The organism is Pseudomonas sp. TE6283 (genome assembly GCF_054060555.1).
Genome location: NZ_JBSSDH010000002.1, coordinates 41,534 through 66,635 on the forward strand (window position 1 = coordinate 41,534; position 25,102 = coordinate 66,635).

General features: G+C 63.6%; 20 protein-coding genes. 13 read left to right on the forward strand and 7 right to left on the reverse strand.

Going from position 1 to position 25,102, the window contains the following annotated elements; translation table 11 throughout:
* Positions 1 to 132: 132 nt before the first annotated feature.
* Positions 133 to 960, reverse strand: a complete 828-nt coding sequence (locus ACVWZ5_RS03775; RefSeq protein WP_457340420.1) for an RHS repeat-associated core domain-containing protein — start codon at positions 958 to 960, stop codon at positions 133 to 135.
* Positions 961 to 1,291: 331 nt separating this feature from the next.
* Positions 1,292 to 1,729, reverse strand: coding sequence for a hypothetical protein (locus tag ACVWZ5_RS03780; protein ID WP_457340421.1), 438 nt, complete (start codon positions 1,727 to 1,729; stop codon positions 1,292 to 1,294).
* On the opposite strand from ACVWZ5_RS03780, the gene trmL reads away from it, so the two are divergent.
* Positions 1,728 to 2,183, forward strand: a complete 456-nt coding sequence (gene trmL, locus ACVWZ5_RS03785) for a tRNA (uridine(34)/cytosine(34)/5-carboxymethylaminomethyluridine(34)-2'-O)-methyltransferase TrmL (protein ID WP_028688410.1) — start codon at positions 1,728 to 1,730, stop codon at positions 2,181 to 2,183. The two genes, ACVWZ5_RS03780 and trmL, sit on opposite strands and share 2 nt — an antisense overlap.
* Positions 2,184 to 2,297: 114 nt before the next feature.
* Here the strand turns inward: trmL and secB are convergent, their stop codons facing one another.
* Genes secB through ACVWZ5_RS03800 form a run of 3 tightly spaced genes read right to left on the reverse strand, consistent with a single transcriptional unit; the run spans position 2,298 to position 3,489 of the window.
* Positions 2,298 to 2,780 (reverse strand): protein-export chaperone SecB, encoded by a 483-nt coding sequence (secB, locus tag ACVWZ5_RS03790; protein WP_011531802.1) that lies wholly within the window; start codon positions 2,778 to 2,780, stop codon positions 2,298 to 2,300.
* A gap of 39 nt (positions 2,781 to 2,819) precedes the next feature.
* Positions 2,820 to 3,074 carry a glutaredoxin 3 gene (gene grxC, locus ACVWZ5_RS03795; RefSeq protein ID WP_003249204.1) on the reverse strand — a complete coding sequence of 85 codons (255 nt, stop codon included), beginning with the start codon at positions 3,072 to 3,074 and terminating at the stop codon, positions 2,820 to 2,822.
* A 1-nt stretch (position 3,075) separates the two neighbouring features.
* Positions 3,076 to 3,489, reverse strand: coding sequence for a rhodanese-like domain-containing protein (locus ACVWZ5_RS03800; RefSeq protein ID WP_028688411.1), 414 nt, complete (start codon positions 3,487 to 3,489; stop codon positions 3,076 to 3,078).
* Positions 3,490 to 3,695: 206 nt separating this feature from the next.
* On the opposite strand from ACVWZ5_RS03800, the gene gpmI reads away from it, so the two are divergent.
* The 5 genes from gpmI (at position 3,696) to ACVWZ5_RS03825 (ending at position 10,501) form a co-directional block, all read left to right on the forward strand.
* Complete coding sequence (gene gpmI / locus ACVWZ5_RS03805) at positions 3,696 to 5,231, forward strand: 2,3-bisphosphoglycerate-independent phosphoglycerate mutase (protein ID WP_084941995.1); 1,536 nt, start codon at positions 3,696 to 3,698, stop codon at positions 5,229 to 5,231.
* Positions 5,232 to 5,371: 140 nt separating this feature from the next.
* Complete coding sequence (locus ACVWZ5_RS03810; RefSeq protein ID WP_084941996.1) at positions 5,372 to 6,667, forward strand: murein hydrolase activator EnvC family protein; 1,296 nt, start codon at positions 5,372 to 5,374, stop codon at positions 6,665 to 6,667.
* A gap of 87 nt (positions 6,668 to 6,754) precedes the next feature.
* Positions 6,755 to 8,083: a S41 family peptidase gene (locus tag ACVWZ5_RS03815; protein WP_062572581.1), complete on the forward strand. Its 1,329-nt coding sequence runs from the start codon at positions 6,755 to 6,757 to the stop codon at positions 8,081 to 8,083.
* 9 nt (positions 8,084 to 8,092) lie between these two features.
* Complete coding sequence (locus ACVWZ5_RS03820) at positions 8,093 to 8,857, forward strand: divergent polysaccharide deacetylase family protein (protein ID WP_301143238.1); 765 nt, start codon at positions 8,093 to 8,095, stop codon at positions 8,855 to 8,857.
* Between the two features lie 159 nt (positions 8,858 to 9,016).
* Positions 9,017 to 10,501: a trypsin-like serine peptidase gene (locus ACVWZ5_RS03825; RefSeq protein ID WP_172402401.1), complete on the forward strand. Its 1,485-nt coding sequence runs from the start codon at positions 9,017 to 9,019 to the stop codon at positions 10,499 to 10,501.
* Positions 10,502 to 10,556: 55 nt separating this feature from the next.
* Here the strand turns inward: ACVWZ5_RS03825 and ACVWZ5_RS03830 are convergent, their stop codons facing one another.
* Complete coding sequence (locus ACVWZ5_RS03830) at positions 10,557 to 12,560, reverse strand: BCCT family transporter (RefSeq protein WP_062572578.1); 2,004 nt, start codon at positions 12,558 to 12,560, stop codon at positions 10,557 to 10,559.
* Positions 12,561 to 13,039: 479 nt separating this feature from the next.
* Between ACVWZ5_RS03830 and betI the strand changes: the two genes are divergently transcribed.
* The 7 genes from betI (at position 13,040) to trxC (ending at position 24,301) form a co-directional block, all read left to right on the forward strand.
* Positions 13,040 to 13,696, forward strand: a complete 657-nt coding sequence (gene betI / locus ACVWZ5_RS03835; RefSeq protein ID WP_028688420.1) for a transcriptional regulator BetI — start codon at positions 13,040 to 13,042, stop codon at positions 13,694 to 13,696.
* Positions 13,697 to 13,734: 38 nt separating this feature from the next.
* Entirely contained in the window at positions 13,735 to 15,207 is a 1,473-nt protein-coding gene (gene betB, locus ACVWZ5_RS03840; protein WP_062362587.1) for a betaine-aldehyde dehydrogenase, read from the forward strand.
* Between the two features lie 76 nt (positions 15,208 to 15,283).
* Positions 15,284 to 16,981, forward strand: a complete 1,698-nt coding sequence (betA, locus tag ACVWZ5_RS03845) for a choline dehydrogenase (protein ID WP_028688422.1) — start codon at positions 15,284 to 15,286, stop codon at positions 16,979 to 16,981.
* 164 nt (positions 16,982 to 17,145) lie between these two features.
* Positions 17,146 to 18,888: a potassium/proton antiporter gene (locus tag ACVWZ5_RS03850; protein ID WP_062572577.1), complete on the forward strand. Its 1,743-nt coding sequence runs from the start codon at positions 17,146 to 17,148 to the stop codon at positions 18,886 to 18,888.
* Between the two features lie 35 nt (positions 18,889 to 18,923).
* A complete protein-coding gene (gene mscK, locus ACVWZ5_RS03855; protein WP_301143216.1) occupies positions 18,924 to 22,229 on the forward strand; it encodes a mechanosensitive channel MscK in 3,306 nt (1,101 codons plus the stop codon).
* Between the two features lie 132 nt (positions 22,230 to 22,361).
* Entirely contained in the window at positions 22,362 to 23,822 is a 1,461-nt protein-coding gene (gene selO, locus ACVWZ5_RS03860) for a protein adenylyltransferase SelO (RefSeq protein ID WP_301143214.1), read from the forward strand.
* A 44-nt stretch (positions 23,823 to 23,866) separates the two neighbouring features.
* Complete coding sequence (gene trxC, locus ACVWZ5_RS03865) at positions 23,867 to 24,301, forward strand: thioredoxin TrxC (protein WP_096048893.1); 435 nt, start codon at positions 23,867 to 23,869, stop codon at positions 24,299 to 24,301.
* Here trxC and ACVWZ5_RS03870 read toward each other — a convergent pair.
* Positions 24,298 to 25,071, reverse strand: a complete 774-nt coding sequence (locus tag ACVWZ5_RS03870; protein WP_457340422.1) for a ParA family protein — start codon at positions 25,069 to 25,071, stop codon at positions 24,298 to 24,300. The genes trxC and ACVWZ5_RS03870 overlap by 4 nt on opposite strands.
* Positions 25,072 to 25,102 lie beyond the last annotated feature (31 nt).

The following is a 25,102-nucleotide window of genomic DNA, read 5'->3' on the forward strand; positions in this document are numbered from 1 at the left end:
ATGAGGACTATGCATTGAGAAATGAGGGCCAGGCTTGGCCCTCATGAATGCCTTGCTAAACTGTAGCGCTCATCCGGATCTTAAGCAGCGCTTCACCAATATCTCACCTGCCACTCATGAGTAAACATTTATTTAATTAGCGGGAGTAACTACAGCTTCCACCATAGGAACCCTGACTTGTTGATTAAGCTTATCAACCTCCCAGGCCACCTGTTTGATTCGGTCCGAATAATTGTATCTTAACCCTCCTGCCACCTCATTTATCGCCGCATTGGAGAAAAGAAGCGTCATTTCAGCTACCTCTTCAAATCCAGCGTACTCAGTCAGACCTGGATCCAGATGCTCCCCGTTCACATTGAGGCTAGCGATATCGGTAACTCCCCCTCCAGAGCCACTCGCGACCTTCGCAATATTTTTCTGCGCAATTCCAAGACCAACTAAGCCCAGCACCACCCCCGCCCCAGCGGCAACGGCGTCCCTTTTTGAGGTGGGCATTGGAAGCCTTGCTTCATCCACACCAGCTTTAATTGCTTGCCGCCTATTCCAAGTGTAATTACCCATGTTGACCAACGCCATGCCATGATCAACTACCTTCGGACCAAAGATCGTCCCAGCCATTAACTTAATCGCTTCCAGATAGCTACCTTTGGGATCAATATAGTTAACCGGATCACCATGGCAATACATGTACGCATTAACCCCACCTTTGCCAAATGGACTCAAATGGTCAGGGGAGGAAAATCGCATCAGCGCCGGGTTGTATCCACGATGACCATTACCCAACAGATACCAACTCAGCTCTGGCTCACATATCTGACCAGTAAACCCCGTCTTGGTATTTTCATCACGCCCTGGGCGCCAACCGTAGGGTGTATAGCAGGTAGTTTTCCGTTGATCGGATACCAGAGACTGTAAAGCGCTTCTTGACCAGTCGGTCGCCAGCAGCATTTGCGTAGCCATTGCGCCACCCCACCTTTGAGAGTCGGTATGAAACATACCAAAGCGGTGCGGACTATGAACCTAGCAGAAATGCCAGGTGCACCTGGCTGGTCATGCGCAGGCCTTGGAAAACATTCGCCCCCAGCACCTGACAAATACAAGTAATCGCTTGCCCCTGCACCGATGCAGTGCCTAATGCACCGCCATAAGGCAAATTTGCCCTCAAAAACCCTAGAAAAATGGCCAAAACACCGCATTCCCGGGCGTACTAGACCTGGCACGCTCCCTGCTAAGTAACCAGCACCTTCAGTTTTGGGGACCTCGGTACAGGCAGGCCGGGAAATCCCCTCTTTTATTCGTGCAGCCTCACCTGCACCCGCCAGCGCCCCGCGTCCTCTGTCGCGCTCCATTCACCGCGCAGGGGGCGGGCGGCCACCACGGTCAATACCAGCCCCTCCTCGCTCTTCTGCAAGCGCCAACCCACAGGCTTGCCTTGCAGGCTCAGTTGGCCACGCTGGGTCTTGCCCTGGGCCTCGAACACGATGGCCACGGTGCCCTGGACGTTCTCGCCATGCAATTTAGGCTCTTCGTTGAACCACAGGTCCAGGCCATCCTGCACCACCTGCACCTGCTCGAGCATCCGTTCCTCCGGGGTGGTCAGGCGCCCGATCATCATGCCGACCATCAGCCCGACAATCGCCAGCGACAGGATCACCCGCGGGAAGGCCTTCGAACGCAGGTCGGGTTCGGGGGTAGAATGCCCGTCATCTTCATGCCTGGAGCCGTGCATGTTTCACGTCATCCTTTTTCAACCAGAAATTCCGCCGAATACCGGCAACATCATCCGCCTGTGCGCCAACAGCGGCTGCGACCTGCACCTGATCGAGCCAATCGGCTTCGAACTGGACGACAAGCGCCTGCGCCGGGCAGGGCTGGACTACCACGAGTATGCCACGCTCAAGCGTCACCAAAGCCTGGCCGAATGCCTGGAAAGCCTGAATCAGCCGCGGCTGTTCGCCTTCACCACCAAGGGTTCGCACCCGTTCCATGAGGTCGAGTACCAGCCTGGCGATGCGTTCCTGTTCGGGCCTGAAAGCCGTGGCCTGCCGGCCGAGGTACTGGACAGCCTGGCCCCCGAGCAGCGCCTGCGCCTGCCGATGCGGCCGGGGTGCCGGAGCCTGAACCTGTCCAATACCGTGGCGGTGACGGTGTACGAGGCGTGGCGGCAGCAGGGGTTTGCCTGAAAGGGCCTATCGCGGGGCAAGTCGCATCGGCGCACCGCCGCTCCCACGAAGCTAAGCCTTGCTAAAAGACGAACAAAAAAGGGCGACCGAAGTCGCCCTTTCTTGTTACAGCGATTACTGCACGGTCGGCACTTCACCGGCTTCCTGCATGCGCTGCATTTCTTGCGCGTACAGGGCGTCGAAGTTGACCGGCGACAGCATCAGCGCCGGGAACGAGCCACGGGTCACCAGGCTGTCCAGGGTCTCGCGGGCGTACGGGAACAGGATGTTCGGGCAGAACGCACCGAGGGTGTGGCTCATCGAGGCCGCGTCCAGATTGGCAATCAGGAAGATGCCGGCCTGCTGCACTTCGGCGATGAAGGCCACTTCGTCGCCGTTCTTGACGGTCACCGACAGGGTCAGCACGACTTCGTGGAAGTCGCCTTCCAGGGCTTTCTGACGGGTGTTCAGGTCCAGCGAGACGCTCGGCTCCCACTGCTGGCGGAAGATCTGCGGGCTTTTCGGGGCCTCGAACGACAGATCGCGCACGTAGATGCGCTGCAGGGAAAATTGTGGGGCGTTGGCGTCAGTGGCGCCGTTGGTCTGTTGCTCGGTCATGGCAGATCCTTTTCCTAATGTTCTTGAATGCAGTGCGAATCAGGCCGCCAGCAGCGCGTCGAGCTTGCCCGCGCGCTCCAGGGCATAGAGGTCATCGCATCCACCGACGTGCGTGCTGCCGATCCAGATCTGCGGCACCGAGGTACGGCCGGCCTTCTGGCTCATTTCGGCGCGAACCTGGGGCTTGCCGTCGACCTTGATCTCCTCGAACGCCACGCCCTTGCTCTCGAGCAGGTACTTGGCGCGCATGCAGTAGGGGCAGTAGTCGCTGGAATAGACGATGACGGGCTTCATATCACTTCACCAGGGGCAGGTTATCGGCTTTCCAGCTGGAAACGCCACCGCTGAGCTTGGCGGCGGTGTAACCAGCCTTGAGCAGCTCGCGGCACAGGGTGCCGGACTGCTGGCCCATCGCGTCGACGACGATCAGGGTCTTCTCTTTGTGTTTTTCCAGCTCGCTCATGCGGCCGGCCACTTTGTCCTGGGGAATGTTCAGCGCACCGACGATATGCCCGGCCGAGTATTCCTTGGCGGTACGGATATCGATCACCACGGCCTTGTCGGCGTTGACCAGGGCGGTCAGCTGGCCGTTGCTCAGGCTCTGGCCGCCACGGCGGACTTCGTTGATCAGCAGCAGGACCAGCAGGACGACGAAAATGGCCACCAGGATGTAGTGATCTGTCGCGAATTGAATCAGGTGAGCAACCATCAGGGGTGTTCCAGGCGATTGAAAATGGCGGCCAGTATACACAGCGCCCCATGACCGCCAAAGCCCACTGGGCTGGCGGCAAACGCGTCTTCATGTTGCATGCCCGACCGCGCCTGTCGGGCAAGGGGAGGAATATTCGCCGCCGCTGGCGGATTTGCCCTAAAATGCGTGTCTTTATCATCTTTGAACAACCGTGAGTTTGATTGATGACGAGTACGCCTAAACCCCTGGTCCTGATCATCCTGGATGGCTTCGGTCACAGCGAAAGCCCCGAATACAACGCCATCTTCGCTGCCAACACGCCGGTCTACGACCGCCTGCGCGCCACCCAGCCGCATGGCCTGATCTCCGGCTCCGGCATGGACGTGGGGCTGCCCGACGGGCAGATGGGCAACTCCGAAGTCGGTCACATGAACCTCGGCGCCGGCCGCGTGGTGTACCAGGACTTCACCCGGGTGACCAAGGCCATCCGTGACGGCGAGTTCTTCGAGAACCCCGTGCTCGGCGGCGCGGTGGACAAGGCCGTCGGTGCCGGCAAGGCCGTGCATATCCTGGGCCTGCTCTCCGACGGCGGCGTGCACAGCCACCAGGACCACCTGGTCGCCATGGCCGAGCTGGCCGCGCAGCGTGGCGCCGAGAAGATCTACCTGCACGCCTTCCTCGATGGCCGCGACACTCCACCGCGCAGCGCCCAGTCGTCGATCGAACTGCTCGACGCCACCTTCGCCAAGCTGGGCAAGGGCCGCATTGCCAGCCTGATCGGCCGCTACTACGCCATGGACCGCGACAACCGCTGGGACCGAGTGAGCGCCGCCTACAACCTGATCGTCGACAGCGTCGCCGACTATACCGCCGACACCGCCCTGGCCGGTCTCGAAGCCGCCTATGCCCGCGACGAGAGCGACGAGTTCGTCAAGGCCACCCGTATCGGCGAAGCCGTGAAGGTCGAGGACGGCGACGCGGTGATCTTCATGAACTTCCGCGCCGACCGTGCCCGCGAGCTGTCGCGTGTGTTCGTCGAGGCCGATTTCAACGAATTCCCTCGCGCCCGCCTGCCGAAACTGGCGGCCTACATCGGCCTGACCCAGTACTCGGCGAAGATTCCGGCCCCAGCGGCGTTTGCCCCGGCCAGCCTGAACAACGTACTCGGCGAATACCTTGCCAAGAACGGCAAGACCCAACTGCGCATTGCCGAGACCGAGAAGTACGCCCATGTCACCTTCTTCTTCTCGGGCGGGCGCGAAGAGCCGTTCGAAGGCGAAGAACGCATCCTGATCCCATCGCCAAAGGTCGCCACCTATGACCTGCAGCCAGAAATGAGCGCCCCCGAGGTCACCGACCGTATTGTCGAGGCCATTGAGCAGCAGCGTTACGACGTGATCGTGGTCAACTACGCCAACGGCGACATGGTCGGCCACACGGGCGTATTCGACGCGGCGGTCAAGGCCGTGGAAGCACTGGACGGTTGCGTCGGTCGCATCGTCGAGGCGCTGGACAAGGTCGGCGGCGAAGCGCTGATCACCGCCGATCACGGCAACGTCGAGCAGATGGAAGACGAATGCACCGGCCAGGCGCACACCGCCCACACCACCGAGCCGGTGCCGTTCATCTATGTCGGCAAGCGTCAGGTCAAGGTCCGCGAAGGCGGCGTGCTGGCCGATGTGGCGCCGACCATGCTCAAGCTGCTGGGGCTGGAAAAACCGGCGGAAATGACCGGGACCTCGATCCTGATCGATACTTGAGGGTTGTATTGGGGCCGCTTTGTGGCCCCGAAATACCCTGATTCCAGACCAACGCCCCGCCGCCCAAGCCGCGGGGCGTTTTTTTTGCAGGCCCGCAAGGGCATACTAGGCCAGTCTCCATCCCCGGTACGCCAAACCCCATGCTCCGCGCCCTCTTCTTACTAGCCCTGTCATGCCTGCTCACCCCGGCCTTCGCCGACGAGCGCGCGCAGACCCAGCAGCAGCTGGACGCCACCCGCCAGGACATCGCCGAGCTGAAGAAGATGCTGGGCAAGCTCCAGGAGGAGAAAGCCGGCGTACAGAAAGACCTCAAGTCCACCGAGACCGACATCGGCAACCTCGAGAAACAGGTGGAGGCACTGCAGCAAGAACTAAAAAAGACCGAGGGCGAGCTGGAGCGCCTTGATCACGAGAAAAAAAAACTCCAGAGCGCCCGCGTTGAACAACAACGCCTGATTGCCATCCAGGCCCGTTCCGCTTATCAGAACAATGGCCGCGAGGAATACCTCAAGCTGCTGCTGAACCAGCAGAACCCCGAGAAGTTCGCCCGCACCCTCACCTATTACGATTACCTGAGCAAGGCACGCATGGAGCAGTTGCGCGCCTTCAACGAGACCCTGCGCCAGTTGGCCAATGTCGAGCAGGACATCGCCCGCCAGCAGGAACAGCTGCTGACCCAACGCGCCGACCTCGACGGTCGCCGTCAGGCGCTGGTGGCCGAGCGCGACAAGCGCCAGCAGGTGCTGGCCAAGCTCAACAGCGACATGAAAGAGCGCGACCAGAAGCTGCAGAGCCGCGAGCAGGACCAGGCCGACCTGGGCAAGGTGCTCAAGACCATCGAGCAAACCCTGGCCCGCCAGGCCCGCGAGGCCGAAGAAGCGCGCCAGCGCGCCCTGCTGGCCAGACAGGAAGAAGAGAAACGCCGCAAGGAGCAGGCCCTGGCCGCGGCCCGTACCCAGGAGCCCGAAGAAGCCCCGAAAAAGGCCCGCACCACCCTCGGCCCGGTGGTTTCCAGCGATGGCGCCAGCTACGGCGGCGCTTTTTCTGCGGCTCGGGGCAAACTTCCATGGCCGGTCAATGGTCGATTGCTGGCACGCTTCGGCGATACCCGCGGCGGCGACGCCCGGGCCAAGTGGGACGGGGTGATGATCGGCGCCAGCGCCGGCACCCAGGTGCGTGCCGTGCACGGCGGGCGCGTGGTGTTCGCCGACTGGTTGCGCGGCGCTGGACTTCTGGTCATTCTCGACCATGGCAATGGCTACCTGAGCCTGTACGGCCACAACCAGAGCCTGCTCAAGAGCGCCGGCGACATCGTCAAGGCCGGCGATGCCATCTCCACCGTCGGCGACAGCGGTGGCCAGGACAACGCGGGCCTGTACTTCGCGATTCGCCAGCAGGGCCGGCCAACCGACCCCGCGCAATGGTGCCGAGGCTAGATAATGCTACTTTTACGGCGCCGCCCACGAAACGGCGGCGCCGATGCTCCCGACGGGAGCACCAACAGGATCAGGAGTTCGTTCGACATGCTGCACTCGCCTCGCCTCACCCAGCTGGCCCTGACCATCGCCCTGGTCATCGGCGCGCCCCTGGCCGTTGCTGCCGAGCCGGCCAAGCCAGCGGCCAAGCCGGCTGCGGTGCCGGCCACCGAGGTGACCGCCAAGGCGCCCCTGCCGCTGGAAGAACTGCGCACCTTCGCCGAGGTCATGGATCGCATCAAGGCCGCCTATGTGGAGCCTGTCGACGACAAGACCCTGTTGGAGAACGCCATCAAGGGCATGCTCAGCAACCTCGACCCGCACTCGGCCTACCTTGGCCCCGAGGACTTCCAGGAGCTGCAGGAAAGCACCAGCGGCGAGTTCGGCGGCCTGGGCATCGAAGTGGGCATGGAAGACGGCTTCGTCAAGGTGGTCTCGCCCATCGACGACACCCCGGCATCCCGCGCCGGCATCGAGGCCGGTGACCTGATCGTCAAGATCAACGGCGCGCCGACCCGCGGCCAGACCATGACCGAGGCCGTGGACAAGATGCGCGGCAAGATCGGCGAGAAGATTACCCTGACCCTGGTGCGCGACGGTGGCACGCCATTCGACGTGACGCTGGCCCGCGCGGTGATCCAGGTCAAGAGCGTCAAGAGCCAGCTGCTGGAGAACGACTACGGCTACATCCGCATCACCCAGTTCCAGGTCAAGACCGGCGACGAGGTGGGCAAGGCCCTGGCCAAGCTGCGCAAGGACAACGGCAAGAAGCTGCGCGGCGTGGTCCTCGACCTGCGCAACAACCCCGGCGGCGTGCTGCAGTCGGCGGTGGAAGTGGCCGACCACTTCCTCACCAAGGGCCTGATCGTCTACACCAAGGGCCGCATCGCCAACTCCGAGCTGCGCTACTCCGCCGACCCGGCCGACGCCAGCGAAGGCGTGCCGCTGGTGGTGCTGATCAACGGCGGCAGCGCCTCGGCCTCGGAAATCGTCGCCGGTGCCCTGCAGGACCAGAAACGCGCCGTGCTGATGGGCACCGACAGCTTCGGCAAGGGCTCGGTGCAGACCGTGCTGCCGCTGGCCAACGACCGTGCGCTCAAACTCACCACCGCGCTGTACTTCACCCCCAACGGCCGCTCGATCCAGGCCCAGGGCATCGTCCCGGACATCGAGGTGCGTCCGGCCAAGCTCACCGCCGAGGCCGACAACGACAACTTCAAGGAAGCCGACCTGCAGGGCCACCTGGGCAACGGCAACGGCGGCGCCGACCGCCCGAGCGGCAGCAGCAAGCGCAAGGATCGCCCGCAGGACAACGACTTCCAGCTGAGCCAGGCACTGAGCCTGCTCAAGGGCCTGAACATCACCAAGGGCGACTGACCGCTTCCCATGCGTTTGCTGCTGTCTACGCTGTTCTGCCTCATGCTCGGTACCGCCCAGGCGGCGCCGGGCAAGGCCTACATGAGCATCATCATCGACGACCTGGGCCAGAGCAGCGAACGCGACAGCCGTACCCTCGCCCTGCCCGGCCCGGTGACCATGGCGATCATGCCCGACACCCCGCACGCCACCGACTTCGCTCGCCAGGCCCACAAGGCTGGCAAGACGGTGATCCTGCACATGCCCATGGACCCGGCCACCGGGCCCTACGCCTGGCACCCCGGCACGCCAATCGACGAGCTGGGCAGACGACTGGACGCCGCCTTGGCCAAGGTGCCTTACGTCACGGGTATCAACAACCATATGGGCAGCCGCATGACCGCCCAGCGCGAGCCGATGCATTGGCTGATGGAGGAACTGCAGCGTCGCCACCTGTTCTTCGTCGATAGCCGTACCAGCGCCGCCACCGTGGCTGCGGCCGAAGCGCAGACTGCCGGCCTGGCCCATGTCTCCCGGGATGTATTCCTCGATGACGTGCGCACCGTCGAGTCGATCAGCAAGCAGTTGCAGCAAGGTATCGCCCTGGCCCGCCGACAGGGCTCGGCGGTACTGATCGGCCATCCCTACCCGCAGACCCTGGAGGTACTGCAAAGGGAAATACCCCAGCTGAGGCGACAGGGCATAGAGCTTATCGGTTTGCACCAGATGATCGGCGAACGTGGCAACCAGGCCATGCCCGCCCATGGGCGGCAGGGCCGCTACAGTAATCGCTGAAACCGTCAAGTCCTGGCCGTGCTTGTGCTGGCAAGCATGCGCGCAACTTCCTGGGCAACTGGAACGACAGGCAGTCCGAGCCAGGCTAACTTAAGTACCGCTTTCTCCTGTTCACGACCGGCCAGATTAGAGCCGGCATTTCGACAAGGAGAATCTTCAATGCCCATACTCCCCCTCCATTGGCCTGCCGTGCTCATGGCCGGTCTTTCCCTCCAGGCGCTCGCCAGCCAGCCCGTTACCCCATTGTCCACACCCAAGACGCTCAATAATGCCCAAGGCGAGAATGCGCGCTGGAGCGGAATCGGGCGGCTGTCCTTTCCCGATAGCAAGCAGTGCATCGGTACGCTTGTCGACAGCCGTGATCCTTCGACGCCATCGAGCGGTCCGGCATATGTCATCACCAGCGGACACTGTGTCGACCAACGTAACGGCACTATCGTCCAGGACAAGGCACTAGAAGGTTCGATCAGCTTCAACTACTTCGTGGACACCGCTGCAAAGCGCAAGACCTTTCCATTCAAGCGCATTGTCTGGAGCAGCATGCAGGGTAGTGACCTGGCCCTGATCGAACTCGACGCCCGCCTGCAGCAGGTCATGGCCGAGGGCATCCAGCCGCTACTTCTCGGCCCAAGCCCGGCAACAGGCAGCCACGTGCAGGTGATCGGCGAACCCAGTCGTCCCGACCAAGGGCTACGCCTGAGCAGCTGCACGGAACATGCTGCCGAGGTTGTCATCGAGTATCCCTGGGTATGGCGCAATGCCCGGAGCAATGACTGCCCAGGCATGCGCGAGGGTGCCTCGGGCAGCCCAGTGATCGACAGCAGCAATGGCCAGGTTGTCAGCGTAGTGAACAGTGGCCGCAAGAATAGATCAGACAGCCTACCGTGCAGCCTGAACAACCCCTGCGCTGGCCATCGGGACGGTCAGCTGGGTAGGGGACCCGTCAATTTCGCCATGCCGGTGGAGCGAGTAAAGGCATGCTTTCGCGCAGGAGAGGTCGATCTGGAACAGCAAAACTGCGACCTGCTGCCCGGGTTCGAATTCAAGCAGGAAAAGCCCATAAGCCGTTGGCGCAGGCTGGCGACGAACGATGACGGGACTACGCAGCCCCCCACATGGGGCGTGGGCTTCACCATCGACACTCGCTACTACCGCTACAAGCCGACGCAGGATGCGCGGGCCTGTGAAGATCCTGTGGATTATAGTGGTGCAGTCCTTTCAGGAACCAATCGGATCGATGACCCGATCGGCACCGCACCAGGTAGGTACTTCCTATGCGTGATTGGCGTCGGGTCGCAACAGCAAAGACCTTCACACGCATTGATGAACAACGCCTTGAGCCTGCCGATCGAAGTGCTTCCGGCGCAGGTGTCGCAGGTGAGTTACTCAAGCGAACGCACGACTGACGGACATGTCAGGATCCAATGGCAGCACGACCAACCCCATCTCAAACGCTACCTGATCAAGTTCGGCCCAATCGACAAATTGGACTGCAATGTACCAATGCGTTATCGACCACTGATGCTCGACAGCCACATCATTCTGAAATCACAACTGCCCCTCAAGTTGTGCGGCGTTGCCGTTGATGTGGACGACAGGAAATCAACACCTCGCAGCGACATCCTGAACGCGCTCGACGACTGAAACGACGAGGGCCCCCGGTCTTTCGACCGGGTCCCTCATTCATGCGCGGTCCGGATTAGCTGTACACACGCCCCAGCAACTGGCGATGGCTCTCGAACTGATCCAGCACGTCACGCACGATCTGCTCGCGGGTGAAGCCCATCAGGTCGTACTCCTGGCTGCCATCGTGCAGGTACACCTCGGCACGGTAGAAGCGCTGGCGCACTTCCGGCTCGCCCTCGACCGGCGCCTCGCTCGGCGCGGCCATGTAACCGTCCAGGCTGGCTTCGTAGACGAAGGGGTTGCCCTCTTCCATCATCACCCGCAGGCCCATCATGTTGCGTGACTGGCCAACACGGGTCTCGACCTCGAAGCCCAGGGTGCGAAGCTGCTCGGCGGCCTCTTTCAGCGCCGGGCTGACCTGCTTGTCCATGAAACGCTGGACCACGGCCTGGGTCGGCTGCAGGTCCAGCTGGCTCAGGCGCTCGCTGAAGCCGCGACGGCCGCGGGCAGCCAGCTCGGCGCGCTCGCTCTCGACCGCGACATCCTGCTTCATGGCCTTCAGCAGGCCGAACATGAACAGCACCAGGACCACCGAGAACGGCAGGCCGGCCAGTACCACCATGGTCTGCATGGCCTCGAAGTTACCGGCGAACAGCAGACCGATGGTGACCAGGGTGATGACCACCGACCAGAACACCACCATCCAGTGCGGGGCGTCCTCGTCGACCTTGCCGCCTTTGCACGACAGGTTGGCCATCATCACCGCGCCGGAGTCGGCGGGAGTCAGGAACAGCACGAAGCCGACGAACACGGCTACACCGATGACAATCTTGGCGGCCGGGAAGAACTCCAGCAGCTGGTAGATCGACATCGACGGCTGTTCGAGCGCCGTCTTGCCCAGCTCCACCGCACCCTGGTTGATCACCAGGTCCAATGCGGTGTTACCGAAGATCGACAGCCAGGCCAGGGTGAAGCCCAGCGGGATCAGCAGCACGCCGCTGACCAGCTGGCGCACGGTACGGCCCTTGGAGATACGGGCAATGAACATGCCGACGAACGGGCCCCAGGAGATCCACCAGGCCCAGTAGAACACGGTCCACAGGCCCAGCCAGCGCTCGGACTTGTCGTTGTCGCCTTCATAGACATACAGGTCGAAGGTCTTCAGCACGACACCGTTGAGGTAGTCGCCGATGTTCTGCACGAAACCATTGAGCAGGTGCAGGGTGTTGCCGGCCAGCAGCACGAAGATCAGCAGGCCGCTGAACAGCAGGATGTTCAGGTTGGACAGGCGGCGGATGCCGTTCTCCACACCCGACACCGCGGCCACGGTGGCAACGCCCGCCATGACCAGGATCACCACCAGCAGGTTGGTTTTGCTGTGGTCCATGCCGAACAGGTATTCCAGGCCAGAGGCCACCTGCATCGAGCCGATGCCCAGGTTGGTCACCAGGCCCAGCAGGGTGACGAACATGCCGAAGATGTCCACGGCATGGCCGGCGCCACCCTTGACCCAACGCTCACCGACCAGCGGATAAAGCGCCGAGCGCAGTGCCAGCGGCTGGTTGTGACGGTAGGCGAAGTAACCCACGGCAAGCCCCACCAGGGCGTAGATTGCCCAGCCGTGCAGGCCCCAGTGCAGGAAAGTCAGCTGCAGGCCCTGGCGCGCGGCCTCGAGGCTGGCTGGAGTGCCTTCCGGTGGGTTGAAGTAGTGGTCCAGCGGCTCGGAGGCGCCGAAGTACAGCAGCGAGATACCGATGCCCGAGGAGAACAGCATGCCGGCCCAGGCGCCGTAGCTGAAGTCGGGAGTGTCGTCCTTGCCGCCAAGCTTGAGCTTGCCGAAATCGGAGAAGGCCAGGTAGACGACGAACAGCAGGTAACCGCAGATCACCAGCATGTAGTACCAGCCGAAGGTACGGGTCAGCCATTTCTGGGCGACGCCCAGCGCCTGGCCGGCGGCTTCGGGGACAGCGATCAGCAGGGCAGTCAGAACGAGGATCATCAGCGCCGAGGTGTAGAACACCACGCGGTTGACCCGTACCCGCTCGGCGGGAGGCTTTGTCAGGGAGGCAGAACTCATTGCACGAATGCTCCGGGCAGTGCGGCAGTGGAGGCTAAACAGTTATTTCCCGCGCAATTGGTGCAATAGCCCTACTGCGCAAGGTGTTATAAAAGGCACCTGGAAACCGTGATCCCGAATCGAAACGCTGCAAAAAATACAGACCGGCCGTCTGTCGCCTTACCACGCACTCAGCAGAAGGTGCGCGCATTCGCCACAGACCACCTGGCCCGCTCCAAGGGCCTACCGCGCAGTCCATGACCGCTCGGCAGAATCTGTCCTTTGCATCACTCATGCCCGTCAACGCCTTGTATTCCGGGGGTTACACGATTTCCTGGGGTGTCGATTCGTGTCCCTTTGACGGCCTGAAAAACTGTCAATGGCACAAATTGTCGCAGAGCTTATTCTTTATTGATTGAACGTTCAATCAAAACAAAATAGACTGGCCTTCGCCGAGGCAGCCGCTCGTCGTCTGCCCGCAGGCCTGAGGAGATAGCAAGATGCCCAAGGTCGGTATGCAACCCATCCGCCGCCAGCAGTTGATCGAAGCCACGTTACAGGCGGTCGATCAGGTCGGACTGGGCGATGCCAGCATTGCGCTGATTGCCCGTTTGGCCGGCGTGTCGAACGGCATCATCAGTCACTACTTTCAGGACAAGAACGGCCTGATCGCAGCGACGATGCGCCACATCATGAACATGCTCAACGAGGGTGTGATCGCGCGTCGTCAGGCACTCACGGACGACAGCCCGCGTGCCCACCTGAAGGTGATCATCGAAGGCAACTTCGATGCGAGCCAGGTGAATGGCCCGGCAATGAAAACCTGGCTGGCCTTCTGGGCCTCCAGCATGCACCAGCCGTCTTTGCACAGGTTGCAGCGGATCAACGATCACCGTCTGTATTCCAACCTGTGCTGCCAGTTCCGCCGCGTCCTGCCGCTCTACCATGCGCGCAAGGCTGCCCGCGGGCTGGCGGCCCTGATCGACGGCCTGTGGTTGCGTGGCGCCCTGTCGGGGGATGCATTCGACACCGACCAGGCGATACGCATCGCTTACGAATACATGGATCTACAACTGGCGAAACAGCAGTCCCTGGGCACAACCGACCAGGCCTCTGAACAGCCGCGCGCAGCGACCAGCCAACCGGCAGGAGCGTGACGCGGCAGCCAACCACACACTGCACTTGCGAGGACACTATGGCCCGTTTCGGAACGCAAAAACTCTACATTGATGGCGCTTACGTCGACGCTGGCAGCGACGCCACCTTCGAAGCCATCAACCCGGCCACCGGCGAAGTCCTCGCCCATGTGCAGCGCGCGACCCAAGCCGACGTCGAAAAAGCCGTCGAAAGCGCCGAGCGCGGCCAGAAAATCTGGGCCGCGATGACCGCCATGCAGCGTTCGCGCATCCTGCGCCGCGCCGTCGACATCCTGCGCGAGCGCAACGACGAGCTGGCCATGCTGGAAACCCTGGACACCGGCAAGTCGTACTCCGAAACCCGCTACGTCGACATCGTCACCGGCGCCGACGTACTGGAGTACTACGCAGGCCTGGTACCGGCCATCGAAGGCGAGCAGATCCCGCTGCGCGAATCGTCCTTCGTCTACACCCGCCGCGAGCCGCTGGGCGTGACCGTCGGTATCGGCGCCTGGAACTACCCGATCCAGATCGCCCTGTGGAAATCCGCCCCGGCCCTGGCCGCCGGCAACGCGATGATCTTCAAGCCGTCGGAAGTCACCTCGCTGACCACCCTGAAACTGGCCGAGATCTTCACCGAAGCCGGCCTGCCGAACGGCGTGTTCAACGTCCTGACCGGCAGCGGCCGCGAAGTCGGCACCTGGCTGACCGAGCACCCGCGCATCGAGAAAGTCTCCTTCACCGGCGGCACCACCACCGGCAAGAAAGTCATGGCCAGCGCCTCCAGCTCGTCGCTGAAGGAAGTGACCATGGAACTGGGCGGCAAGTCGCCACTGATCATCTGCGACGACGCCGACCTGGACAAGGCCGCCGACATCGCCATGATGGCCAACTTCTACAGCTCCGGTCAGGTCTGCACCAACGGCACCCGCGTGTTCATCCCAGCCTCGATGAAAGCCGCCTTCGAAGCCAAGATCGCCGAGCGCGTCGCCCGCATCCGTGCCGGCAACCCGGAAGACGAGAACACCAACTTCGGCCCGCTGGTCAGCTTCCAGCACATGGAAAGCGTGCTGTCGTACATCGCCAAGGGTAAAGAAGAAGGCGCCCGCGTACTGTGCGGCGGTGAGCGTCTGCTGGACGGCGACTTCGCCAAGGGCGCGTTCGTGGCCCCGACCGTGTTCACCGACTGCACCGACGACATGACCATCGTCAAGGAAGAGATCTTCGGCCCGGTGATGAGCATCCTCAGCTACGAGACCGAGGAAGAAGTCATCCGTCGCGCCAACGACACCGAATACGGCCTGGCCGCCGGCGTCTGCACCAACGACATCAGCCGCGCCCACCGCATCATCCACAAGCTCGAGGCCGGCATCTGCTGGATCAACGCCTGGGGCGAGTCGCCGGCGGAAATGCCGGTTGGCGGTTACAAGCAGTCGGGCGTCGGCCGTGAGAACGGTGTCAGCTCGCTGGCTCAATACACTCGCATCAAGTCGGTCCAGGTCGAGCTGGGCGGCTACAACTCGGTTTTCTAAACCCCGTTTAGCCACGCCCGTGCCTTCGCGCACGGGCGCTTGCGCTCCCTGACCACCGCCAACGAGGGTACTTTTCATGTCCCAAGAATTCGATTACATCATCGTCGGTGCCGGCTCGGCCGGTAACACCCTGGCCACCCGCCTGACCGAAGACGCCAGCGTCACCGTGCTGCTGCTGGAAGCCGGTGGCCCCGACTACCGCTTCGACTTCCGCACCCAGATGCCGGCCGCCCTGGCCTTCCCACTGCAGGGTCGCCGCTACAACTGGGCCTACGAGACCGATCCGGAGCCGTTCATGGACGGTCGCCGCATGGAGTGTGGCCGCGGCAAGGGCCTGGGTGGCTCCTCGCTGATCAACGGCATGTGCTACATCCGCGGCAACGCCATGGACTTCGACGGCTGGGCGGAACTGCCGGGCCTGGAAGACTGGACCTACCTGGACTGCCTGCCGTACTTCCGTAAAGCGGAAACCCGCGACATCGGCCCGAACGACTACCACGGTGGCGACGGCCCGGTCAGCGTGGCCACGCCAAAAGCCGGCAACAACCCGCTGTTCCACGCCATGGTCGAAGCCGGCGTGCAGGCCGGTTACCCGCGCACCGAAGACCTCAACGGCTACCAGCAGGAAGGCTTCGGCCCGATGGACCGTTCGGTGACCAAGAACGGCCGTCGCTCCAGCACCGCCCGCGGCTACCTGGACCAGGCCAAGAAACGCCCGAACCTGACCATCGTCACCCACGCCCTGACTGACCGCGTGTTGTTCGACGGCAAGCGCGCCGTCGGCGTGACCTACCTGGTCGGTGACAGCGAAGAGCGCGTCGAAGCCCGCGCGCGCAAGGAAGTCATCGTCAGCTCCGGTGCCATCGCTTCGCCGCAGCTGCTGCAGCGCTCCGGCGTCGGCCCGCGCGCACTGCTGGAAAGCCTCGACATCCCGGTGGTCCACGACCTGCCAGGCGTCGGCGAGAACCTGCAGGACCACCTCGAACTGTACCTGCAGTACGCCTGCACCCAGCCGGTGTCGCTGTATCCGTCGCTGCTGTGGTGGAACCAGCCAGCCATCGGTGCCGAGTGGCTGTTCAACGGCACCGGCATCGGCGCCAGCAACCAGTTCGAGGCCGGTGGCTTCATCCGCACCCGTCCTGAATTCAAGTGGCCGAACATCCAGTACCACTTCCTGCCGGTAGCGATTAACTACAACGGCTCGAACGGTGTGAAAGAACACGGCTTCCAGGCGCACATGGGTTCCATGCGCTCGCCGGCCCGTGGTCGCATCCAGGCCAAGTCGAAAGACCCGCGCCAGCACCCAAGCATCCTGTTCAACTACATGTCCACCGAGCAGGACTGGCAGGAATTCCGCGACGGTATTCGCCTGACCCGCGAAATCATGGCCCAGCCGGCGCTGGACCCGTACCGCGGTCGCGAGATCAGCCCAGGCGCCCACGTGCAGACCGATGAAGAGCTGGACAAGTTCATCCGCGAGCACGCCGAAACCGCCTTCCACCCGTCCTGCTCGTGCAAGATGGGCACCGACGACATGGCAGTGGTCGACGGCGAAGGTCGCGTGCATGGCATGCAGGGCCTGCGCGTGGTCGACGCCTCGATCATGCCGCTGATCATCACCGGCAACCTCAACGCCACCACGATCATGATCGCCGAGAAGATCTCGGACAAGATCCGTGGCCGCAAGCCGCTGCCGCGCAGCACCGCCAAGTACTACGTGGCGGGCGATGCACCGGTGAAGGGCAAGCCGATGCGTGAAGTGAAGCAAGCGTAAGCCTGCTGCGGCAACACAAGAAAGGCACCTCTCGAGGTGCCTTTTCTACATCTGCAGAAACGCTTTACAGCCTGCCAATTCATCAGGTTAGAATCGATTGGCACGCGACCTGCTAGTTCATGCTTCCAGGTCCCTTCCCCCCGCGATATCCCGGAGTACCACCTTTGGATGCGAGCACCATCAACAGCCTGTTCCTGATCGGCGCTTTACTGGTGGGCGCAAGCATCCTGGTCAGTTCGCTGTCATCGCGCCTGGGCATCCCCATTCTCGTCATCATCCTCGCGGTCGGCATGGTTGCCGGGGTCGATGGTGGCGGCATCATCTTCAACAACTACCCGACCGCCTACCTGGTGGGCAACCTGGCACTCGCCGTGATCCTGCTCGACGGCGGCCTGCGCACCCGGGTGGCGAGCTTCCGCGTGGCGCTGTGGCCGGCCCTGTCGTTGGCCACGGTCGGCGTGCTGATCACCACCGGCCTGACCGGCATGGTCGCCGCCTGGCTGTTCAACCTGAACCTGATCCAGGGCCTGTTGATCGGCGCCATCGTCGGCTCCACCGATGCCGCGGCGGTGTTCTCGCTGCTCGGCGGCAAGGGCCTGAACGAGCGGGTCACCGCCACCCTGGAGATCGAGTCGGGCAGCAACGACCCGATGGCGGTGTTCCTCACCGTCACCCTGATCGACATGATCGCCAGCGGCCAGACCGGCCTGCACTGGAGCCTGCTCACCCACCTGCTGCGCGAGTTCGGCATCGGCGGGCTGATGGGCCTGGGCGGCGGCTGGCTGATGCTGCAACTGGTCAATCGCATCAACCTGGCCAGCGGCCTGTACCCGATCCTGGTGGTAGCCGGCGGACTGGCGGTGTTCTCCCTGACCAACGCCCTGCACGGCAGCGGCTTCCTGGCCGTGTACCTGTGCGGCCTGGTGCTGGGCAACCGGCCGATCCGCAGCCGCCACGGCATCCTGCACATGCTCGACGGCATGGCCTGGCTGGCGCAGATCGGCATGTTCCTGGTGCTCGGCCTGCTGGTCACGCCCCACGACCTGCTGCCCATCGCCCTGCCGGCCCTGGGCCTGGCGCTGTGGATGATCCTGGTGGCCCGCCCGCTGTCGGTGGTGGCCGCCCTGCTGCCGTTCAAGGCCTTCCATGGTCGCGAGAAAGGCTTTATCAGCTGGGTCGGCCTGCGTGGCGCGGTACCGATCATCCTGGCGGTGTTCCCGCTGATGGCGGGGCTGCCCCAGGCCCAGCTGTTCTTCAACCTGGCCTTCTTCATCGTACTGGTGTCACTGCTGGTGCAAGGCACCAGCCTGCCGTGGATGGCCAAGCTGCTGAAGGTCACGGTACCGCCGGACCCGGCGCCGATTTCCCGCTCCGCACTCGAAGTGCACGTCACCAGCGAGTGGGAGCTGTTCGTCTACCGCCTGGGCGCCGAGAAATGGTGTATCGGCGCCGCCCTGCGCGAGCTGAAGATGCCCGAGGGCACGCGCATCGCCGCCTTGTTTCGCGGCGAGCAACTGCTGCACCCATCGGGCAGCACCGTGCTGGAAGTCGGCGACATGCTCTGCGTGATCGGCCACGAACATAACCTGCCGGCGCTGGGCAAGCTGTTCAGCCAGGCGCCACAGCGTGGCCTGGACCTGCGTTTCTTCGGCGACTTCGTCCTCGAAGGCGACGCCGAACTGGGCGCGGTGGCCGCGCTGTATGGCCTGAAACTCGATGGCCTGGACGCGAACATGCCGCTGGCGCAGTTCATCCGACAGAAGGTCGGAGGCGCGCCAGTAGTAGGCGACCAGATCGAATGGCACGGCACGATCTGGACCGTCGCGGTCATGGACGGGAACAAGATCCAGAAAGTGGGCGTCAGATTCCCCGAAGGTACCCGCCCCGGACCCGGGCTGTTCCTCTAAACTCCGATTTGCCGCGTAACACAAGAACTCTGCCTATGTCCCTGCGTGACCATTGCCGCGCAGCCCTGCTGGGGCTGTGCCTGACCCTCTCGTTCGCCGCCGGCGCGGTGGAAGTACCGACCACCCCGGGCATCCAGAGCAGCCTGAGCAAGATCGCCGAGCGCAAGCTGCCGGAAACCGAGCAGAAAGCCGTGCAGCAGGTGCTGGAGCAGACCCTGGCGCTGCTCAACGCCCGCGACGACAGCGAAAAGAAGCTCGAAGCCCTCAAGCAGCAGCTGGCCGGCGCCCCCCAGGAGATCCGCGACAGCCAGCGCGAGTTGATCAAGCTCAAGGCCAGCACCACCCCGCCGGTGGCGCAGCGCTACGCCAGCCTGACGGTGCCGCAGCTCGAGCAGATGCTCAGCGAACGCAGCACCCAGCAGGGCGATCTGCAAAAGGCGCTGTCCGAAGCCAACAGCCTGATCATCAATGCGCAGACCCGTCCTGAACGCGCCCAGGCCGAGATCAGCGGCAACCAGATGCGCGCCCAGCAGATCAACAGCAGCCTCAAGAGCGGCAAGGACAACGGCAAGGCGATCAACGCCGACCAGCGCAACCAGCTCAACGCCGAGCTGGCCTCGCTCAACGCGCTGACCCTGCTGCGCCGCCAGGAACTGGCCGGCAACAGCGTGCTGCAGGACCTGGGCAACGCCCGCCACGACCTGCTGATCGAACGCGCCACCCGCCTGGAACAGGAAATCCAGGACCTGCAGACGCTGATCAACGAAAAGCGCCTGGCCCAGTCGCAACAGGCCGTCACCCGCCAGTCGATCGAGGCGCAGAAGGCCGGCGGCAGCAACCTGCTGGCCACCGAGAGCACCGCCAACCTGCAACTGTCCGACTACCTGCTGCGCAGCACCGATCGCCTCAACGAGGTGACCCAGCAGAACCTGCGTACCAAGCAACAGCTCGACAGCCTCACCCAGGCCGACCAGGCCCTGGACGAGCAGATCAACGTGCTCAAGGGCAGCCTGCTGCTGTCGAAGATCCTCTACAAGCAGAAGCAGGCCCTGCCGCACCTGAAGCTTGACCGCAACCTGGCCGACCAGATCGCCGATATCCGCCTCTACCAGTTCGAGATCAACCAGGAACGCGAACAGATGAGCAGCCCGTCCACCTATGTGGACAAGCTGCTGGCCAGCCAGCCCGAGGAAGATGTCACCCCGCAACTGCGCAAGGCCCTGCTGGAAGTGGCGATCACCCGCAGCGACTTGCTCGAGCGGTTGAACCGCGAGCTGTCGGCGCTGCTCAACGAATGCATCACCCTGCAGTTGAACCAGAAGCAACTGCTGAGCACCGCCCAGAACCTGCGCACCACGCTGGAAGAACAGATGTTCTGGATCCCCAGCAACAAGCCGCTGGACTGGCAATGGCTGCGCGAAGTACCCGAACGGCTGACCACACAGGTGGCCAGCCTGCCCTGGGGCGCGGGCATCAAGGAACTGGCTGACGGCCTGGTGCAACAGCCGCTGCTGTTCCTACCGCTGATCCTGGTGATCGGCGCCCTGTTGTGGCGGCGCAAGGCGCTGTACCGGCGCCTGGGCAAGGTCCACCAGGACATCGGCCACTTCAAGCGCGACAGCCAGTGGCACACGCCCCAGGCGATCCTGATCAACATCCTCCTGGCCCTGCCGGTGGCCCTGGCCCTGACCCTGGGCAGCTACGCCCTGCAGCTCGATGCCCGCGGGCAGAACGCCAACCTCGGCGCCGCCTTGTGGCAGATCGCCCAGGCCTGGCTGGTGTTCTACACCGCCTACCGTATCCTCGCCCCGGGCGGCGTGGCCGAGATCCACTTCCGCTGGCACAAGCCGCAGGTCGAGTTCCTGCGCGGCTGGGTGCGCCGGCTCGGCACCGTGGTGCTGGCCCTGGTCGGCGTGGTGGCGGTGGCCGAACACCAGCCATCGGCCCTGGCCGAGGACGTGCTGGGCATCGGCGTGGTACTGACCTGCTACGCGCTGATGGCCTGGCTGCTCAGCCGCCTGCTGCTGAGCAGCCCGGCGCACCGCAACACCTCGCTGTTCCGCAAGGCCGTCGGGGTGGCCTTCACCGCCCTGCCCATCGCCCTGTTCGTGGCGGTGTGCTTCGGCTACTACTACACCGCCCTCAAGCTCACCGACCGGCTGATCTACACCCTCTACCTGCTGCTGTTCTGGCTGGTGATCGAGGCCGCATTCGTGCGCGGCCTGTCGGTGGCGGCGCGGCGCCTGGCCTACCAGCGCGCCCTGAGCAAACGCCAGGCGGCCAAGGAAGGGCTCGACGGCGAAGTGGTGGTCGAGGAGCCGACCCTGGACATCGAGCAGGTCAACCAGCAGTCCCTGCGCCTGATCCGCCTGGCCCTGCTCGGCGGCTTCATCGGCGGGCTGTACTGGGTCTGGGCGGACCTGATCACGGTGTTCGCCTACCTCAACAACATCACCCTCTACGAGTACAGCAGCGGCACCGGCGCGGCGGCCAGCATGGTGCCGATCAGCCTCGGCGACCTGCTCGGCGCCATGGTCATCGCCGGTATCGCCGTGGCCCTGGCCAGCAACCTGCCGGGGCTGCTCGAAGTGCTGGTGCTGTCGCGCCTGAACCTTGCCCAGGGCAGCGCCTACGCCATCACCACGTTGCTGTCCTACGTGATCGCCGGCGTCGGCATCGTCAGCACCCTGGCCACCCTCGGGGTCAGCTGGGACAAGCTGCAATGGCTGGTGGCGGCACTGTCGCTGGGCCTTGGCTTCGGCATGCAGGAGATCTTCGCCAACTTCATCTCCGGCATCATGATCCTGTTCGAGCGCCCGGTGCGCATCGGCGACACCATCACCATCGGCAACCTGTCCGGCACGGTGAGCAAGATCCGCATCCGCGCCACCACCATCACCGACTTCGACCGCAAGGACATCATCGTCCCCAACAAGACCTTCATCACCGGCCAGCTGATCAACTGGTCGCTGACCGACACGGTCACCCGGGTGACGCTGAAGCTGGGCATCGACTACGGCTCGGACCTGGACCTGGTGCGCGACCTGCTGCTCAAGGGCGCCCACGAGAACCCGCGGGTGCTCAAGGACCCGGAGCCGCTGGTGTACTTCCTCAACTTCGGCGAAAGCTCGCTGGACCACGAGCTGCGCATGCACGTGCGCGACCTGGGCGACCGCAACCCGACCCTGGACGAGCTGAACCGCTATATCAACCGCGAGTTCAAGGCACACAACATCAAGATCTCGGTGCGCCAGGTGGAGGTGTTCCTCATGGACCCGAAGAACGGCAAGCAGCAATTGATCCCGATGGACGGCAAACCGGACAGCACGCCGCCGAGTTGAGTGGACGCCAAGGAGCAAGCCCTTGAGAATGATGCGCAGGAGTCATAAACGCATCGCGGGGCAAGCCCGCTCCCACGCAACCTTCGTGGGAGCGGGCTTGCCCCGCGATCAGTCCAATTGCGGAGCAGGCCTGTGAAGTCCCTTGACCAACTCACCTTCGACAACCGCTTCGCCCAACTCGGCGATACCTTCTCCACCCAGGTCCTGCCCGACCCGATCGCCGATCCACGCCTGGTCGTCGCCAGTGAATCGGCCATGGCCCTGCTCGATCTCGACCCGGCACAGGCCGAGCTGCCGGTGTTCGCCGAGCTGTTCAGCGGCCACAAGCTTTGGGAAGAGGCCGACCCACGGGCGATGGTGTATTCCGGTCACCAGTTCGGCTCGTACAACCCGCGCCTGGGTGATGGTCGTGGCCTGCTGCTGGGCGAGGTTCTCAACGATGCCGGCGAGCACTGGGACCTGCACCTCAAGGGCGCCGGCCAGACGCCCTATTCGCGCATGGGCGACGGCCGCGCCGTGCTGCGCTCGTCGATCCGTGAGTTCCTCGCCTCCGAGGCCCTGCACGCCCTGGGCATTCCCAGCAGCCGCGCGCTGTGCGTGATCGGCTCGAGCACCCCGGTATGGCGCGAGACCCGCGAGAGCGCCGCCATGCTCCTGCGCCTGGCCCAGAGCCACGTGCGCTTCGGCCACTTCGAATACTTCTACTACACCCAGCAACCGGAACAGCAGCGGGTGCTGATCGACCACGTGCTGGAGCAGCACTACCCCGAGTGCCGCGACGCCGAGCAGCCCTACCTGGCCATGTTCCGCACCCTCGTCGAGCGCAACGCCGAGCTGATCGCCCGCTGGCAGGCCTATGGCTTCTGCCACGGGGTGATGAACACCGACAACATGTCGATCCTGGGCATCACCTTCGACTTCGGCCCCTACGCCTTCCTCGACGACTTCGACGCCAACTTCATCTGCAACCATTCCGATGACCGGGGCCGCTACAGCTACGCCAACCAGGTGCCAATCGCCCACTGGAACCTCAGCGCCCTGGCCCAAGCCCTGACCACGGTGATCGAAGTCGAGCCGCTGAAGGAGGCGCTGGGGCTGTTCCTGCCGCTGTACCAGGCGCACTACCTTGACCTGATGCGCCGCCGCCTGGGCCTGATCACGGCCGAGGACGACGACATGGCGCTGGTCGAGCGCCTGCTGCAGTGCATGCAGCGGGGCGGCGTGGACTACACCCTGTTCTTCCGCCGCCTGGGCGAGCAGCCCGTGGCCCGGGCCCTGCAGGTGGTGCGGGAAGATTTCATCGACCTGGCCGGCTTCGACGCCTGGGGCACCGAATACCAGGCGCGCTGCGCGCGCGAAGCGGGCAATGCAGAAGGGCGCCGCGAGCGCATGCATGCGGTCAACCCGCTGTATGTGCTGCGCAACTACCTGGCGCAAAAGGCCATCGAAGCCGCCGAGGCGGGCGACTACAGTGAAGTGCGCCGGCTGCACCAGGTGCTGGGCAAGCCGTTCGAGGAACAGCCCGGGATGCAGGCCTATGCCGAGCGTCCGCCGGAGTGGGGCAAGCATCTGGAGATCAGCTGTTCGTCATGAACCCCGGGGCCGCTGCGCAGCCCCAGCAATATCAAGGAGATGAAATGTCCGAGCCCCTGGTAATCCCCTGCCCCCACTGCAGCGGCCTCAACCGCCTGCCCGCCGAGCGCCTGGGCGACAGCCCCAAATGCGGCCGCTGCAAGCAGGACGTGCTGCTCGCTCAGCCCTTCGAACTGAACGAGGGCACCTACGCCGCCCAGATCAAGGGCGACCTGCCATTGCTGCTGGATGTCTGGGCCGACTGGTGCGGCCCCTGCAAGAGTTTCGCCCCGGTGTTCGAACAGGCCGCCCGTCAGCTCGCCGGCCGCTGCCGCCTGGCCAAGCTCGACAGCGAGGCCAACCGCAACCTGGCCGGCCAGCTCGGCATCCGCTCGATCCCCAGCCTGATCCTGTTCAGGAACGGCCGCGAAGTGGCTCGCCAAGCCGGCGCGTTTCCACTGCAGTCGTTGCTGGAATGGCTACGGACCCAGGGGATCTAGGCGCTGCGCTCAAGCAGATCGTGCAGTTCAACGAACTGCTGGGTCAGCTTGTGCCGTGGTTCCAGGTGGATCAGCGGCAGGCTGGCATGGTGGGATTCGCGCATCTTCACCGAACTGCCCAGGTACACCGGCAGCACCGGCAGGCCCTCGGCCAGCAGCTCGTCGAGCATCTGCTGGGGCAGGCTGGCCCGTGACTGGAACTGGTTGACCACGATGCCCTCGACCACCAGCTCGTCGTTGTGGTCTTCCTTGAGTTCGTCGATCTCGGCCAGCAGGCCGTACAGTGCCTGGCGCGAGAAGCTGTCGCAATCGAAGGGAATCAGCAGGCGATCGGCGGCGATCAGTGCGGAAACCGCGTAAAAGTTCAATGCTGGCGGCGTATCGATGTAGATCCGCTCGTAGTCTTCGTCCAGCTCGTCGAGCAGTTTGCGCAGCTTGTTGATCTTGTGCTTGGCCTCGAGCTTGGGCTGCAGGTCGGCCAGCTCCGGGGTTGCAGTCACCACGTGGAGGTTGTCGAAGGGGGTTTCGTAGATATCGACCTTGTTCTTCTTGGCGAACGGCCCGCTGGACAGCGACTGCTTGAAGAAGTCGGCGATGCCCATGGGGATGTCGTCGCCGGTCAGGCCGGTCAGGTACTGGGTCGAGTTGGCCTGGGCATCCAGGTCGATCAGCAGGGTCCTATAGCCTTCACTGGCGCTGACCGCCGCAAGATTGCAGGCAATGCTCGACTTGCCCACGCCACCTTTCTGATTGAACACCACGCGCCGCATGTCAGACCTCCGTGTATCAACGAATGCCCGA